Raw genomic sequence first — 13,220 nt, 5'->3', positions numbered from 1 at the left:
CTCCGCATCCACCGAGTCTGACACCCAGGGAACAGAATCGTGAATTCACGCCGAGAAGGTCACTGGTTCGAACGACGACCTTGAAGTGGAGCGTAGGGGACTCGAACCCCTGACTTCGACCTTGCAAAGGTCGCACTCTACCAACTGAGTTAACGCCCCATTATTGAGTTGTCGAAAGGGCTCGCAGTCCCCGCGCAGCGGACGACCGCAGACCCTCCGGGAATTCAGCTGGCGTTGTCGGCTGGCTTGTCCGCGGCCTGCGCCCATAGGTCCTTGCTGTCGTTTTTCGCGGCGAGCTTCTGCTTGATGATCACAGCCACACCGGCGATGCCGAGCAACAGGGCGATCTTCTTCAACATGTTCTGCTCCGAATCAGTGGCGGACAGGTCGTGGTGGGCCTAACAGGACTTGAACCTGTGACCTCTTCCTTATCAGGGAAGCGCTCTAACCGACTGAGCTATAGGCCCGTACACCGACCGGTGTGTTCCCGTGGCAGCATGCCCCGGGCGCCGGACGAGACTATCTCACGCAGGGGGGCTGCACCAAAACGAGTGCGTATGGCGGGCCGCTCGCAGCCGCCAATCCCCGCCAGATCGCCCCGGGCGCCGCCGAGAGGTCATCAGTTGCTGCGAGCGGCGAGCGCTCACCGCAACAACTGACCACTCAGCGTGCGGCGAAGTGTGCCGCGGACCGGCGAAGTGTGCCGCGGACCGGCGAGGGCTCCCGGCATACCCGCGGCGGTCTCAGTCGTCCGACAGCGTCATCTGCACGCCGCCGACGAGCGAGGCGCAAATGTTGTAGAGGAACGCAACCAGGGTCGCGAACGCCGTCATCAGCAGCACGTCGACGAAGGCGATCACCACCGACAGCGACACCACCCGGCCGAAGCCGACGTAGTCCATGATGTCGAACGACTTGCCGTTGGTCTCCAGGGTGCGGAGCAGGTCGTTGATGTTGTCCCACACGCCCATGCCCTTCAGCACGGTCCACAGCATGGCGATCATCACGACCATGGCAATGCCGATCGCCACCGACAGCAGGAATGCGATCTTCATCACCGACCAGGGGTCGACGCGCGACACCGTCAGCCGCACCCGGCGGGGTGTGCTGCGACCGGGCCGGCGCGGAGCACCGCCCTGACGCGGTGCTGCCCGGCCCGGAGTGCGAGCGGCGGGCTTGGCGCGTGCCCCGCTGGACTGCGGAGGCGTCTCGCGTTTCGTACCCCCGGCGGCTGCCGCAGGGAGCTTCACCGCTCCCCCGTCGGTCGCCGTCGTCCCCGCGCCCGCGGCGTCGGATCCGTCAGTGCTCACTCATCGTCTCCCGGCTCGTCCGGAATCTGCTCGTCGTCCGCCGGGGCCGACCCTTCAGGGGTCGAGACCTCGCCGTCCGCGGCACCCGGCTCGGGCACCTCCGACGACGGTACGCCATCCGGCTGATCGTCTTCGACTTCCTGCTCGGCGTTCCTGGCCACCGCGACGATCGAGTCACCCTTGTCCGGCGTCGCGAACTGCACGCCCTGAGTGGAGCGGCCGGTCCTGCGCACCTCGATGACGGGGGAGCGCACGATCTTGCCCCTCTCCATCACCACCAGCACCTCGTCGGACTCGTCGACGGTCAGCGCACCGACCAGGTCGCCACCGCGATCGGAGATCGACGCCACCTTCACGCCGAGCGTCGCGCGCCCCTTGATCGGGTAGTCCGACGCGGCAGTGCGCTTGGCCAAACCGTTCTCGAAAACCACGAACACGTCGGGGTCGGTGCCGTCGACGACGATGTTCATCGACAGCAGTTCGTCACCGTCGCGGAACTTCATCCCGGTCACACCGGACGTGGACCGGCCCATCGGGCGCAGCACGTCGTCGGTGGCGTGGAAGCGCACCGACTGACCCTTGCGCGACACCAGCAGCACGTCGTCGGCCCCGCTGGCCAGACCCGCGCCGACGAGCTCGTCGCCGTCGCGCAGGTTGACCGCGATGAGACCGCCGGTGCGCGGCGAGTCGTAGTCGGACAGTTTCGTCTTCTTCACCAGGCCGCGCTTGGTGGCCAGCAGCAGGTATGGCGCCTGCTCGTAGTCCCGCAGCGCCATCACCTGGGCAATTTGCTCGCCCGGCTGGAAGGCCAGCAGGTTCGCCACGTGCTGCCCCTTGGCGTCCCGGCTGCCTTCCGGCAGCTCGTACGCCTTGGCGCGATAGACCCGGCCGGCGTTGGTGAAGAACAGCAGCCACTGGTGGGTCGTCGTGGTGAAGAAGTGCTCCACCACGTCGTCCCCGCGCAGGCTCGCACCGCGCACACCCTTGCCACCGCGCCGCTGCGAACGGTATTCGCTGGTCTTGGTGCGCTTGGCGTACCCGCCGCGGGTGATGGTGACGACCACATCCTCCTCGGGGATGAGGTCTTCCATCGACATGTCCCCGTCGAACGGCACGATCTGGGTGCGCCGCTCGTCGCCATACCGGTCGACGATGTCGGCCAGTTCCTCGCTGACGATCTGCCGCTGCCGCTCGGGCTTGGCCAGAATGTCGCGGTAGTCCTCGATCGCGCGCTGCAACTCGTCGTGCTGGTCGATGATCTTCTGCCGCTCCAGTGCGGCGAGCCGGCGCAGCTGCATGTTCAAGATCGCGGTCGCCTGGATCTCGTCGACGTCCAGCAGCGCCATCAGGCCGGTGCGGGCCTCTTCGACATTGGGGCTGCGCCGGATCAGCGCGATGACCTCGTCGAGCGCGTCCAGCGCCTTGAGGTAGCCGCGCAGGATGTGGATCTCTTCCTCGGCCTTGCGCAGCAGGTATTCGGTGCGCCGGCGGATGACCTCGACCTGGTGCTGCACCCAGTAGCGGATGAATGCCGAGATCGGCAGCGTGCGCGGCACGCCGTCGACCAGGGCGAGCATGTTGGCGCCGAAGCTGTGCTGCAACTGCGTGTGCTTGTAGAGGTTGTTCAGCACGACCTTGGCGACGGCGTCCCGCTTCAGCACGATCACCAGACGCTGGCCGGTGCGGCCCGAGGTCTCGTCGCGCAGGTCGGCGATGCCACCGATCCGCCCGTCCCGGACGAGCGTGGCGATCTTTTCGGCCAGTGCGTCGGGGTTGACCTGGTAGGGCAGCTCGGTGACCACCAGGCACTGTCGGCCCTGAATCTCCTCCACGTTGACCACCGCCCGCATCACGATCGAGCCGCGGCCGGTGCGGTAGGCCTCCTCGATGCCCTTCTTGCCCATGATCAGCGCGCCGGTGGGGAAGTCGGGGCCGGGGATGAGCTCCAGCAGCTTCTCCAGCAGTTCCTCCCGGGTCGCCTCCGGGTGGGCCAGCAGCCACTGGGCTCCGGTGGCGACCTCGCGCAGGTTGTGCGGGGGAATCTGGGTCGCCATGCCAACCGCGATGCCGGCAGCGCCGTTGACCAGCAGGTTCGGAAACCGCGCCGGCAGCACCGTCGGCTGCATCGTCTTGCCGTCGTAGTTCGGCTCGAAGTCGACGGTGTCCTTCTCGATGTCGCGCACCAGCTCCATCGCCAGCGGCGCCATCCGGCACTCGGTGTATCGCGGCGCCGCGGCACCGTCGTTGCCCGGCGAGCCGAAGTTGCCCTGACCGTCGATCAGCGGGTAGCGCATCGACCACGGCTGGACCAGGCGCACCAGGGCGTCATAGATCGCGCTGTCACCGTGCGGGTGGTACTGACCCATCACGTCACCGACGACGCGGCTGCACTTGTTGTAGCCGCGGTCGGGCCGGTAGCCGCCATCGAACATCGCGTAGACGATGCGCCGGTGCACGGGCTTCATGCCGTCGCGAACGTCCGGCAGCGCACGACTCACGATGACCGCCATCGCGTAGTCGATGTAGCTGCGCTGCATCTCGATGTTCAGGTCGATCGGGTCGACGTTCGACCGCGGGCCTTCGCCGTCCCCGCCGGTGGGGGGCGTCGTGTCGTCAGTCATGAGTTCCCTTGCTGTTCAGTGTGATTCAGAGTTCGTGTATGGCGGTGTCGTGCTTGACACGCACCGGCGACGGCGCAAGAGAATTCTCGGGCACCCCAGCCGGCCCGTCGTGAGCCGACGACCAGCACGGGCCGGGGTGTCCGCGCGCCTGCGAGCGGACACCCCGGACAGGGCTGCGAGGAGGCGGACAAGACAACTCAGATGTCAATCCTGTGTGAAATCTTCCTCGCACTCCACTACGGCCGGACACTCGCTGCGCTCGCGTCCAACCTCCGCTGCGCGCTTCGTCAGATGTCAAGGAAGCGAACGTCCTTGGCATTGCGCTGGATGAACCCGCGCCGGCTCTCGACGTCCTCGCCCATCAGGATGGCGAAGATCTCGTCGGCCGCGGCGGCATCCTCGAGCGTGACCTGCAGCAGGGTGCGGAAGTCGGGATCCATGGTGGTCTCCCACAGTTCCTGGTAGTTCATCTCCCCGAGACCCTTGTACCGCTGGTAGGGGTTCTCCTTCGGCAACCGGCCACCCGCCGCCTGACCGAGCTTGAGCAGCCCGTCGCGTTCCTTGTCAGAGAAGGCGAACTCGTGCTCGCGATTGGTCCACTTGATGCGATAGAGCGGCGGCTGCGCGAGATAGACGTAGCCCGCCTCGATCAGTGGCCGCATGAAGCGGAAGAGCAGCGTCAGCAACAGCGTCCGGATGTGCATGCCGTCGACGTCGGCATCGGCCATCAGCACGATCTTGTGATAGCGCGCCTTGTCGATGTCGAAGTCTTCGCCGATGCCGGTGCCGAACGCCGAGATCAGCGACTGCACCTCGTTGTTGGCGAGGACCTTGTCGATGCGGGCCTTCTCTACGTTCAGGATCTTGCCGCGGATCGGCAGGATCGCCTGATTGAACGGGTTGCGTCCCTGCACTGCGGAACCACCGGCGGAGTCACCCTCGACGATGAAGACTTCGGAGACGGTCGGGTCGTTGCTCTGGCAGTCCTTCAGCTTGCCGGGCATCGCAGCGGTGTCCAGCAGACCCTTGCGCCGGGTCGCTTCGCGCGCCTTGCGCGCCGCCATCCGGGCCGCCGCCGACTGCACCGACTTGCGCACGATCGCCTCGCCCTCGCGAGGATGCTGCGCCAGCCAGTGCTCGAACTCGTCACGCACCGCCGACTGCACGAAGCCCTTGACCTCGGAGTTGCCGAGCTTGGTCTTGGTCTGGCCTTCGAACTGCGGCTCGCCCAGCTTCACCGACACGACCGCCGTCAGGCCCTCGCGAATGTCCTCGCCGGTGAGGTTGTCATCCTTCTCCTTGAGCAGCTTCTTGGCCCGCGCGAACGTGTTGATCAGGGAGGTCATCGCGGCGCGGAAGCCCTCCTCGTGGGTGCCACCCTCGTGGGTATTGATCGCGTTGGCGTAGGTATGCACCGACTCGCTGTATGCCGTGGTCCACTGCATGGCGACCTCGACCGACAGCAGCCGGCCCTCGTCCTCATGCTCGAAGGCGATGATGTCGTCGTGCACCGGCTCGCTGCGCTTGGAGGCGTTCAGGTGCTTGACGTAGTCGATCAGGCCGTCGTCATACCGGTAGGTGACGGTGCGCGGCTTGCCCGACTCGTCCTCGACCTCGTCGGTCGCGCTGGCACCGGCGGCCGCTTCGTCCTCGGCTCCGGCGTCGACCTGCTGGGCACGTTCATCGGTGAGCGTGATCGCCAGGCCCTTATTGAGGAAGGCGTACTGCTGGAAGCGGGCCCGGATGGTCTCGAAGTCGTAGTCGACGGAGTCAAAAATGTCCGGGTCGGCCCAATAGGTGATCGTGGTGCCGGTGTCGGACGGATCGGTCTCGCCGACGACGCGCAGCGGTGCGACCGGACCGCCATGGTCGAACTCCATGTAGTGGACCTTGCCGTCCTGGCGCACCTCGGCCGTCAGCCTGGTCGACAGGGCGTTGACCACCGACGAACCGACGCCGTGCAGGCCACCGGACACCTTGTAGGCACCGCCGCCGAACTTGCCGCCGGCGTGCAACTGGGTCAGCACCAGCTCGACGGTGGAGACGCCATACGCCTTGTTCACTTCCACCGGTATGCCGCGAGCGTGGTCACGCACACGCACCCCGCCGTCGGCGAGCAGCGTCACCTCGACGTGGTCGCCGTAGCCGGCCATCGCTTCGTCGACCGCGTTGTCGACGATCTCCCACACCAGGTGGTGCAAACCGCGCACACCGGTCGAGCCGATGTACATGCCGGGCCGCTTGCGGACCGCTTCGAGGCCTTCCAGCACCTGGATGTCGTCGGCGCCGTATGTCGAGCCACCGCCGCCCGCTGCTGCCGGGGTCGCGCCCGTGTCGTCGTCGGACGGGTCAAGCTCAGGCGTGTCGGACACAGTGCTCCTTCGAGGTGCTGCAGCGGGTAGCCGAGCCGGGCACACCTGCGGCCCGCCGGCACGGCGAGCCGCAGTAGCTCATTTTCGGATGCAGACCACTAATTGGCGATGCTCAGAGGCTTATCAGAATCAGACTCCCAGCATACCCTGCCCGACCCGTGGAAGGGCATTTGGCGTGCCGTCAACGGCATTGTGCGGGCAGGTCGGATGTCTTCTCAACTCCCCACACGCGGCAGGGGTCGTCAGCGCCCCAACGGCGCGCTGAGCGCCCGATCACTGATGCAGGATGTAGACGACCGCGCCCGTGTCGGTCGTGCAGGTGACGTAGGACTCCTGATGGCAGCTGACGTTGTACTTCTCATGGGTGGTCGGCGACTCCGCGGCGAACGACGCACGGCCGTCACTGTTCTTCTCGGCGTTGTAGAGATTGGTCACCACGGCCGCGAACGCACACGAGGTGGCCGGACCGGTGCCGTAGCTGCTCGATCCCGGACAGGACGACGCCTCGCCCGGAAGCGCCGTGGCATAGCCACTGCTGGTCGGACTCGCACCGCTCGACGCCGATCCCGTGGACTGCGACGACGAGGGACCCGAAGAGGTCGGCGACGCACCACGCGTGGTCGTCTCGGTGACCGTGGCCGTCGGCGTGGCCGGGTTGGCCTTCATCCGGCCGGTCGAGTTGTGCAGGATCACCGCGACAACGACCGCGACGATCGCCAGCGAGGCGACGATGACGAGAATCGGCGCCCACATCGTTCCCCGGCGTCGTGGCGGCTCCTCGTAGTACGGCTCCGGCTGGTAGTAGTCCGGGCCGGCGGGCGCGTACTCGTCGTGCATGGGTTGTGGCGGCCGGACGTATGACGCGTGCTCGACGGCGTGAGTGCGGTCGGCGTCATACGGCTGGCCCGCCCACGCGGTGGAGTCCGGGTCCTCGGCTTCTCGGCGGGCACTGGTGTCACTGAAGAAATGGTCGAATTCGTCCCGGCCCCCGCTCGGGTCGTCTTGACCTGGGTGGTCATGACTCACGTCGAAACTGCTTCCTGCCGGTTGGGGTCATCGTGGTGGGCAAAACTTCGCCCAACTGTACGGTGCCCGGCCGCCTGCTATCGAAAACGCAGCCTGCGAAGTGGATCACCCATAGGTATCTCGAGGCCCGCGACCGTCCCGCACGGCTCGCGGTCCCTTCTTCCAGCTGGGCGCGTTGGGGCCGACGACCCGCAACGACTGCACGACGTCGGCACCGACCTCCGCCGCGATCTTGCCGAGCAGGGTCGAAGACAGCAGCCGCAGCTGGGTCGCCCACGCGGTGGAGTCGGCACGGACCGTCAGCTCACCGCCTTCGAAGGAGACCGCACGCGAGTGCGCCGCGACCGTCTCACCCGCGATCTGCGCCCAGCGATCCAGCACCGAACCTGCTGCGACGTCCACCTGCCAGCCCCGGTCGACGAGCAGCCGGTCCAGTTGATCCCCGATCGGTGCCGGGTCGCGGCCGTCGTCTCGTGCGCGGCCGGTGCCGAGGTCGGCGGCCTTGCGGACACGTCGTGGCACCGGTGAGCCGGGGCGAAATCCCTGCTCCCGCGCTGCGATTCGCGCGCGCTGCAGCGCATCGCGCATCGCGTCGAGCGATTCTGCGGCAGCAGTTTCTTCGTCATCGGGCTGCTGCGTCATATCGGTCGCACCTGCCCGAGCGTCACCGCGAAGTGGTTTCCGGCCAAAGTTTCGGGCACGTCGTCGTCGACCGCCGCGGTGATCAGCACCTGTTCGCAGTCGGCGACCATCAGCGCAAGCCGCCGACGCCGTCCGGCGTCCAGTTCGGCAAAGACGTCGTCCAGCACGAGCACGGGATCAGTGCCGACGTCGTGCCGCAGCAACTGGAAGGCCGCAATGCGCAACCCGAGAGCGAAGGACCACGACTCGCCGTGACTGGCGTAGCCCTTGGCGGGCAGGGTGCCGAGCCGCAGCACCAATTCGTCCCGGTGCGGGCCGACCAGTGTCTGACCACGGTCCACCTCCGCGCGGTGCTGTTGCTCGAAGCTCTTGGCGAAGCCGGCTTCGAGTTCGGCCACTTCGGGCACTTCACCGGCGGCAAGTTGCTCGGCGAGTTCGTCATACAGCGAGCTCTTATAGGTGATGCGGGCCCGCGACTGGCCGGCACTGACCTCGTCATAGGCCAGCTCCAGATAGGGTTGCAGATCGCGCAACAGCCGCAGCCGCGCGTAGACCAGGTTGGCGCCGACCGCGGCGAGGTGGGTGTCCCACACCGGCAGAGTGGCGAGTGCGGCTGCCCGATCCGGCGCGGTGCGTGCGTGTTTGAGGAGCGCATTGCGCTGCCGCAGGATCTTGTCGTAGTCGGCGCGTGCTCCGGCCCAGCGGGGCTGCCGGGCGACCAGCAGGTCGTCGAGGAAGCGGCGCCGCTCGCTCGGATCACCCTTGACCAGCGCCAGATCCTCCGGTGCGAACAGCACGGTGCGCAGGCTCCCGAGAATGTCCCGCGGACGAGTCACCGGCGACTTGCCGAGTCTGGCTCGGTTGGCCCGACCGGGGTTGATCTCGAGCTCGATCTGCTGCTCACGGCCATCCCGCAAGACGGCGCCGCGCACGACCGCCTGACCGGCGCCGGCGCGCACGAGGGGAGCATCCTGGGCGACCCGGTGCGAGGACAGGGACGCGAGGTAGCCGATCGCCTCGATGACATTGGTCTTACCCTGGCCGTTGAGACCCACAAATGTGCTGACTCCTGCGGCGAATTCGAGGTCGGCCGACTCGTAGGACCGGAAGTCCTTCAGAGACAGATGCCGCACGAACACACGCCTGAGTCTAGGAGGGTGCGCTCACCCGGGGGCGCCGGTCACAGGATTCGTCCAGGAAATGTTCGGATAACATCATGCCGGCTTTCATAGCCTGCTGGGCGTGACACTCACCGGGAACACCTTCTGGTACACCCTGATCGTCGCCACTGTCGTGGTGTTCGTCGCGACCCTGGCCTTGTGGACGCACGTCCGCGGTCATTCCCTGTTGCGGCTGGTGCAGCGCATCGTGCTGGTGTTGCTGTGTCAACTCACCGCAGTCGCGGTGGCGGGCGTGTGGGTCAACAATCACTTCGGACTCTACGCGTCCTGGTCGGACCTGCTTGGCACCGACAACACCGGTGCGCTGGTGATGGCCGGTCCGCCCGCACGCACAGCAACGTTCTCGCACGGGCCGGACGGCACGCTCAGCACCTTCTTCCGCGGACCGCAGTCCCGCCTCGCCGGGACCGTCCTGGTCTGGCGGCCGCCGCAGTATTTCGAGAAGGCCTACCGCCACAAGAAGTTTCCGGTCATCGAGTTGCTGCACGGGATCCCGGGGGAACCGGAGAATTGGCTCGAAGCGGGCGAGATCCCGGGGCTGGTGGCGAACATGATGGCGACCCACCGGCTGACTCCAGCCCTTGTCGTCATGCCCGAGATCGATCCCGGCGGTGTCGACACCGACTGCTCCAACACACCGACGGTGCGCGGGGCCACGTGGCTGGCCAAGGATGTGCCGACCCTGCTGCGCCGACACTTCCGGGTGCTCTCATCGCCGCGGGCCTGGGCGCTGGCAGGGCTGTCCACCGGGGGCTTCTGCGCGATCAAACTGCCGATGCAGTACCCCAAGATCTTCGGGATCGGTGCCTCCATGGACGGCGACCCGTTCAGCGGCGACCCGTCGGTGCTGAAGAACACCGCGTTGCGCCTGGCCAATGCGCCGCTGGAACTGGCCAAGAAACACCCACCAGTGGAGTTGTATGCCGCGACCAGTGCGCAGGATAAGTGGAGCACGCCGGCCGACATCGCCGCGCTGGCCAGGGCGATCCAGGCACCGACGAGGTTCGCCCCGCCATACATCGTGCAGCAGGGCGGGCATAACTGGAATACCTGGCGGAGCATGGAGCCGAAGCTGTTCGCCTGGATCAACACTGTGCTCGAAAGCGCCCACTGAGAGCTGCCGCCGTAACTAACCTTCGACCGTCGAGGATTACGTCGGACTCATCCGACAGGCAGATCAACCCAGCCCCGTCGACAACTGGACGCCCGCGTAGCGACGACCACGACGAGCGAAGCGAAAGGACTCCGTGAGACGACGATGACAACAGTCAGGGGCCGTCAACGAGCTTGCTCGTTGACGGCCCCTGACTGTTGTGTGAGGAGTCGAACAGGAAGGTTCAGTGGTCGGTGACGATGCCTTGCTCACCCTTCTTGGTGACGGCATGTCCACCGAATTCGTTGCGCATGGCGGCGACGGCCTTCATCGCGGGTGACGCGGTGCCTTGACGGGAGAAGAACCGCTGGAAGAGCGAGGCGGAGATGACCGGCATGGGGACGCCGTATTCGACACCTTCCTGCACGGTCCAGCGGCCTTCGCCGGAGTCGTTGACGAACCCTTCGATGTTCTCCAGGTTGGGGTCCTTCTCGAGCGCGTCGGCGGTGAGTTCCTGCAGCCAGGAGCGCACGACGGTGCCGCGAGTCCATGCCTTGAAGGCGGCCGGGACGTCCTTGACGATCTCCTTGGCCTCGAGCAGTTCGTAGCCCTCGGCGTACGCCTGCATCATGCCGTATTCGATGCCGTTGTGGACCATCTTGACGTAGTGCCCGGCGCCGACGTCGCCGGCGTGCACGAAGCTCTCCTCGCGGGGGCCCTCGGGTCGCAGCGCGTCGTAGATCGGCATGAGGCGCTCGATGTCCTCGTCGCTGCCACCGGCCATCATGCCGTAGCCGTTGTCCTTGCCCCAGACGCCGCCGGAGACGCCGGTGTCGACGAAGTGGATGCCCTTCTCGGCGAGTTCCTGCTCGTGCTTGGCGTCATCGGTGAACTTGCTGTTGCCGCCGTCGATGACCAGGTCACCTTCGGCGAGCAGGCCTTTGAGTTCGTCGATGACCGCCTGGGTCACCTTGCCGGCCGGCACCATGACCCACACGTTGCGTGGTGCGTCCAGTTTGCTGACGAGTTCTGCCAGGTCCTTGACGTCCGAGATGTCGGGGTTGGTGTCGTACCCGACGACGTCATGTCCGGCCGCCGTGAGGCGGTCACGCATGTTGCCGCCCATCTTGCCCAGGCCGATCAGTCCGAGTTGCATGCCACGCCTTTCGTTGGAGTATGCCGAGTCGGGTCGAAACGCTACTCCGCCGGACACGATTTCACCGACCCGACCGGTTACTGGTCCCCGGCGACTCCCACACGGGAGCGCAGACGTTACGACGCGAAGCGCACCGGCATGAGCACGTAGCGGTAGGTCTCGTCGGCGTCACCGTCGGCCTCGGCCTGGCCTGACAGCACTGCCGGGCTCTTGGGCTGGGTGAACGACATCCGCGCGAAGTGCGTGCCGAGCGCACCGAGCCCGTCGAGGAGGAACTGCGGGTTGAACGCGATCTCGATGTCCGGGCCGGTGAGTGTCGACTCGACTGCTTCGGACGCCTGGGCGTCGTCGCCCTGGCCGGCCTCGATGGCAACCTGGCCCTCCGAAAAGCGAAGTCGCACAGGGGTGTTGCGCTCGGCGACCAGCGACACACGCTTGACGGCCTCGGTGAGCGCGCCGGTTTCGATGACCGCGACCGAGTCGACACTGCTGGGGAAGATCGAGGAGACCTTGGGATATTCGCCGTCGAGCAGCCGGGTGGTGGCCCGGCGCTGCCCGGCCTCGAACCCGACCAGCCCGTCACCGCCGGCGGCGGTGCCGAGCGCGATCTGCACGGATCCGGACGCACCGAGCGCCTTCGCGGTGTCCAGCAGGGTGCGCGCCGGAATGAGTGCCGTCTGCTCGGCGTCGGCGTCGGCGGGGTTCCAGGTCAGCTCGCGCAGGGCGAGCCGGTAACGGTCGGTCGCCAGCAGGCTGAGCTTGTCGCCTTCGATCTGCAGGCGTACGCCGGTCAGGATCGGCAGCGTGTCACTGCGGTCGGCCGCGATCGCCACCTGCGAGACGGCCTGAGTGAACACGTCGCCGGGCACCGAACCGGTGGGGTCCGGCGACGTCGGCAGCGTCGGATATTCGGCGGTCGGCATCTGCTGCAGCGAGAACCGGCTGGAGCCACACGTCAGCTCCACCTTGTGTTCGTCGGCGGTGATCGTGACGGGCTTGTTCGGCAGCGACCGGGAGATCTCGGCGAGCAGCCGGCCGAGCACCAGCACCTGGCCGGGTTCGTCGACCTGCGCGTCCACGGTGACCTTGGCCGACACCTCGTAGTCGAAAGCGCTGAGCGTCAGGCCTTCGTTGCTCGCATCGAGCAGCACTCCGGCGAGCACGGGCACCGGCGGCCGGTTGGACAGGCCGCGCACGGCCCAGGTCACGGCCTCGGCCAGGACATCGCGATCGACGATGAGCTTCACGTACAAACCATCCTTGTTCTCCAGGGCCCCGCCGGGTATGACGGTGCCCTTCGTAGCTGTGCCCGGGCGTCATCTGCCGTATCGCTGCAGATCCCGGGACAGCAGGTGCGCACGACGACCCTAGTCGGCGCATCTCGGGGATCGCTAGTCGCCTGTGCCTGCTGAGGTGATCAGCCCTCGGCTTTCGCCTTGTTCGCCGCGAGCATCGCGTCATACACCTCCACGAGTGCGCGCCGTTGCGCCGCGGTGAGGGACCGGTCGGCCTTGATGGCGACCCGCAGATCGGATCCGGTGTCCTCCTCCTCGGCTGCCCGCAGGTCTTCGGGGGACAGTCCGAGGGACCGCGCGATGCTGTCGAGCACCTGCTCGCTGGGCGCCCGCAAGCCGTTCTCGATCTGGGAGAGATAGGGGTTGGAGATGCCGACCATGGTGGCGAGCTGCCGCATCGGCAATTCCGCCAGCTGCCGTTGTCTGCGGATGAGCTCGCCCAGGCTGGTGGGCAGGTCGTCGATCGAATCGGGGTCGGGCACCCCCCAAATCTAATGCGATTGCGCGACCGGTGCACCAGCCAC

11 protein-coding genes and 2 tRNA genes are annotated in these 13,220 nt (G+C 66.8%); 1 reads left to right on the top strand and 12 read right to left on the bottom strand.

What is annotated here, in order from left to right:
- Nucleotides 1-86 precede the first annotated feature (86 nt).
- The 9 genes from EFY87_RS16335 to recF all read right to left on the bottom strand — a co-directional run bounded on the left by EFY87_RS16335 (nt 87) and on the right by recF (nt 9,110).
- Nucleotides 87-159, bottom strand: a tRNA-Ala gene (locus EFY87_RS16335).
- A 65-nt stretch (nt 160-224) separates the two neighbouring features.
- Nucleotides 225-359 (bottom strand): DLW-39 family protein, encoded by a 135-nt coding sequence (locus EFY87_RS20705; RefSeq protein ID WP_220093671.1) that lies wholly within the window; start codon nt 357-359, stop codon nt 225-227.
- Nucleotides 360-390: 31 nt separating this feature from the next.
- A tRNA-Ile gene (locus EFY87_RS16330) sits at nt 391-467 on the bottom strand.
- Nucleotides 468-743: 276 nt separating this feature from the next.
- Entirely contained in the window at nt 744-1,310 is a 567-nt protein-coding gene (locus tag EFY87_RS16325) for a DUF3566 domain-containing protein (protein WP_245988704.1), read from the bottom strand.
- Nucleotides 1,307-3,931, bottom strand: coding sequence for a DNA gyrase subunit A (gene gyrA / locus EFY87_RS16320; protein WP_123272561.1), 2,625 nt, complete (start codon nt 3,929-3,931; stop codon nt 1,307-1,309). Before gyrA ends, EFY87_RS16325 begins: the two co-directional genes overlap by 4 nt.
- 287 nt (nt 3,932-4,218) lie before the next feature.
- Nucleotides 4,219-6,303, bottom strand: coding sequence for a DNA topoisomerase (ATP-hydrolyzing) subunit B (gyrB, locus tag EFY87_RS16315; RefSeq protein WP_123272560.1), 2,085 nt, complete (start codon nt 6,301-6,303; stop codon nt 4,219-4,221).
- 273 nt (nt 6,304-6,576) lie between these two features.
- Nucleotides 6,577-7,329 (bottom strand): hypothetical protein, encoded by a 753-nt coding sequence (locus EFY87_RS16310; RefSeq protein WP_123272559.1) that lies wholly within the window; start codon nt 7,327-7,329, stop codon nt 6,577-6,579.
- Nucleotides 7,330-7,434: 105 nt separating this feature from the next.
- Complete coding sequence (locus EFY87_RS16305) at nt 7,435-7,971, bottom strand: DciA family protein (protein ID WP_123272558.1); 537 nt, start codon at nt 7,969-7,971, stop codon at nt 7,435-7,437.
- Nucleotides 7,968-9,110 carry a DNA replication/repair protein RecF gene (gene recF, locus EFY87_RS16300; protein WP_123272557.1) on the bottom strand — a complete coding sequence of 381 codons (1,143 nt, stop codon included), beginning with the start codon at nt 9,108-9,110 and terminating at the stop codon, nt 7,968-7,970. Before recF ends, EFY87_RS16305 begins: the two co-directional genes overlap by 4 nt.
- Before the next feature lie 103 nt (nt 9,111-9,213).
- Here recF and EFY87_RS16295 point away from each other — a divergent pair, with 103 nt between their 5' ends.
- Nucleotides 9,214-10,266 carry an alpha/beta hydrolase gene (locus EFY87_RS16295; RefSeq protein ID WP_123272556.1) on the top strand — a complete coding sequence of 351 codons (1,053 nt, stop codon included), beginning with the start codon at nt 9,214-9,216 and terminating at the stop codon, nt 10,264-10,266.
- Nucleotides 10,267-10,489: 223 nt separating this feature from the next.
- Here the strand turns inward: EFY87_RS16295 and gnd are convergent, their stop codons facing one another.
- The 3 genes from gnd to EFY87_RS16280 all read right to left on the bottom strand — a co-directional run bounded on the left by gnd (nt 10,490) and on the right by EFY87_RS16280 (nt 13,178).
- Nucleotides 10,490-11,458, bottom strand: coding sequence for a phosphogluconate dehydrogenase (NAD(+)-dependent, decarboxylating) (gene gnd, locus EFY87_RS16290; protein WP_281276215.1), 969 nt, complete (start codon nt 11,456-11,458; stop codon nt 10,490-10,492).
- A gap of 59 nt (nt 11,459-11,517) precedes the next feature.
- A complete protein-coding gene (dnaN, locus tag EFY87_RS16285; RefSeq protein ID WP_123272554.1) occupies nt 11,518-12,648 on the bottom strand; it encodes a DNA polymerase III subunit beta in 1,131 nt (376 codons plus the stop codon).
- A gap of 170 nt (nt 12,649-12,818) precedes the next feature.
- A complete protein-coding gene (locus EFY87_RS16280; protein WP_220093670.1) occupies nt 12,819-13,178 on the bottom strand; it encodes a helix-turn-helix domain-containing protein in 360 nt (119 codons plus the stop codon).
- Nucleotides 13,179-13,220: the final 42 nt, after the last annotated feature.

The sequence above is a fragment of the Flexivirga caeni genome, from assembly GCF_003724155.1.
Lineage (GTDB): Bacteria > Actinomycetota > Actinomycetes > Actinomycetales > Dermatophilaceae > Flexivirga > Flexivirga caeni.
This window is presented reverse-complemented; position numbering and strand designations above follow the sequence as displayed.

Coding starts and splice junctions, on each gene's coding strand:
- gyrA (WP_123272561.1), bottom strand. CDS start 3,931: ATGACTGACGACACGACGCCCCCCACCGGCGGGGACGGCGAAGGCCCG.
- EFY87_RS16305 (WP_123272558.1), bottom strand. CDS start 7,971: ATGACGCAGCAGCCCGATGACGAAGAAACTGCTGCCGCAGAATCGCTC.
- EFY87_RS20705 (WP_220093671.1), bottom strand. CDS start 359: ATGTTGAAGAAGATCGCCCTGTTGCTCGGCATCGCCGGTGTGGCTGTG.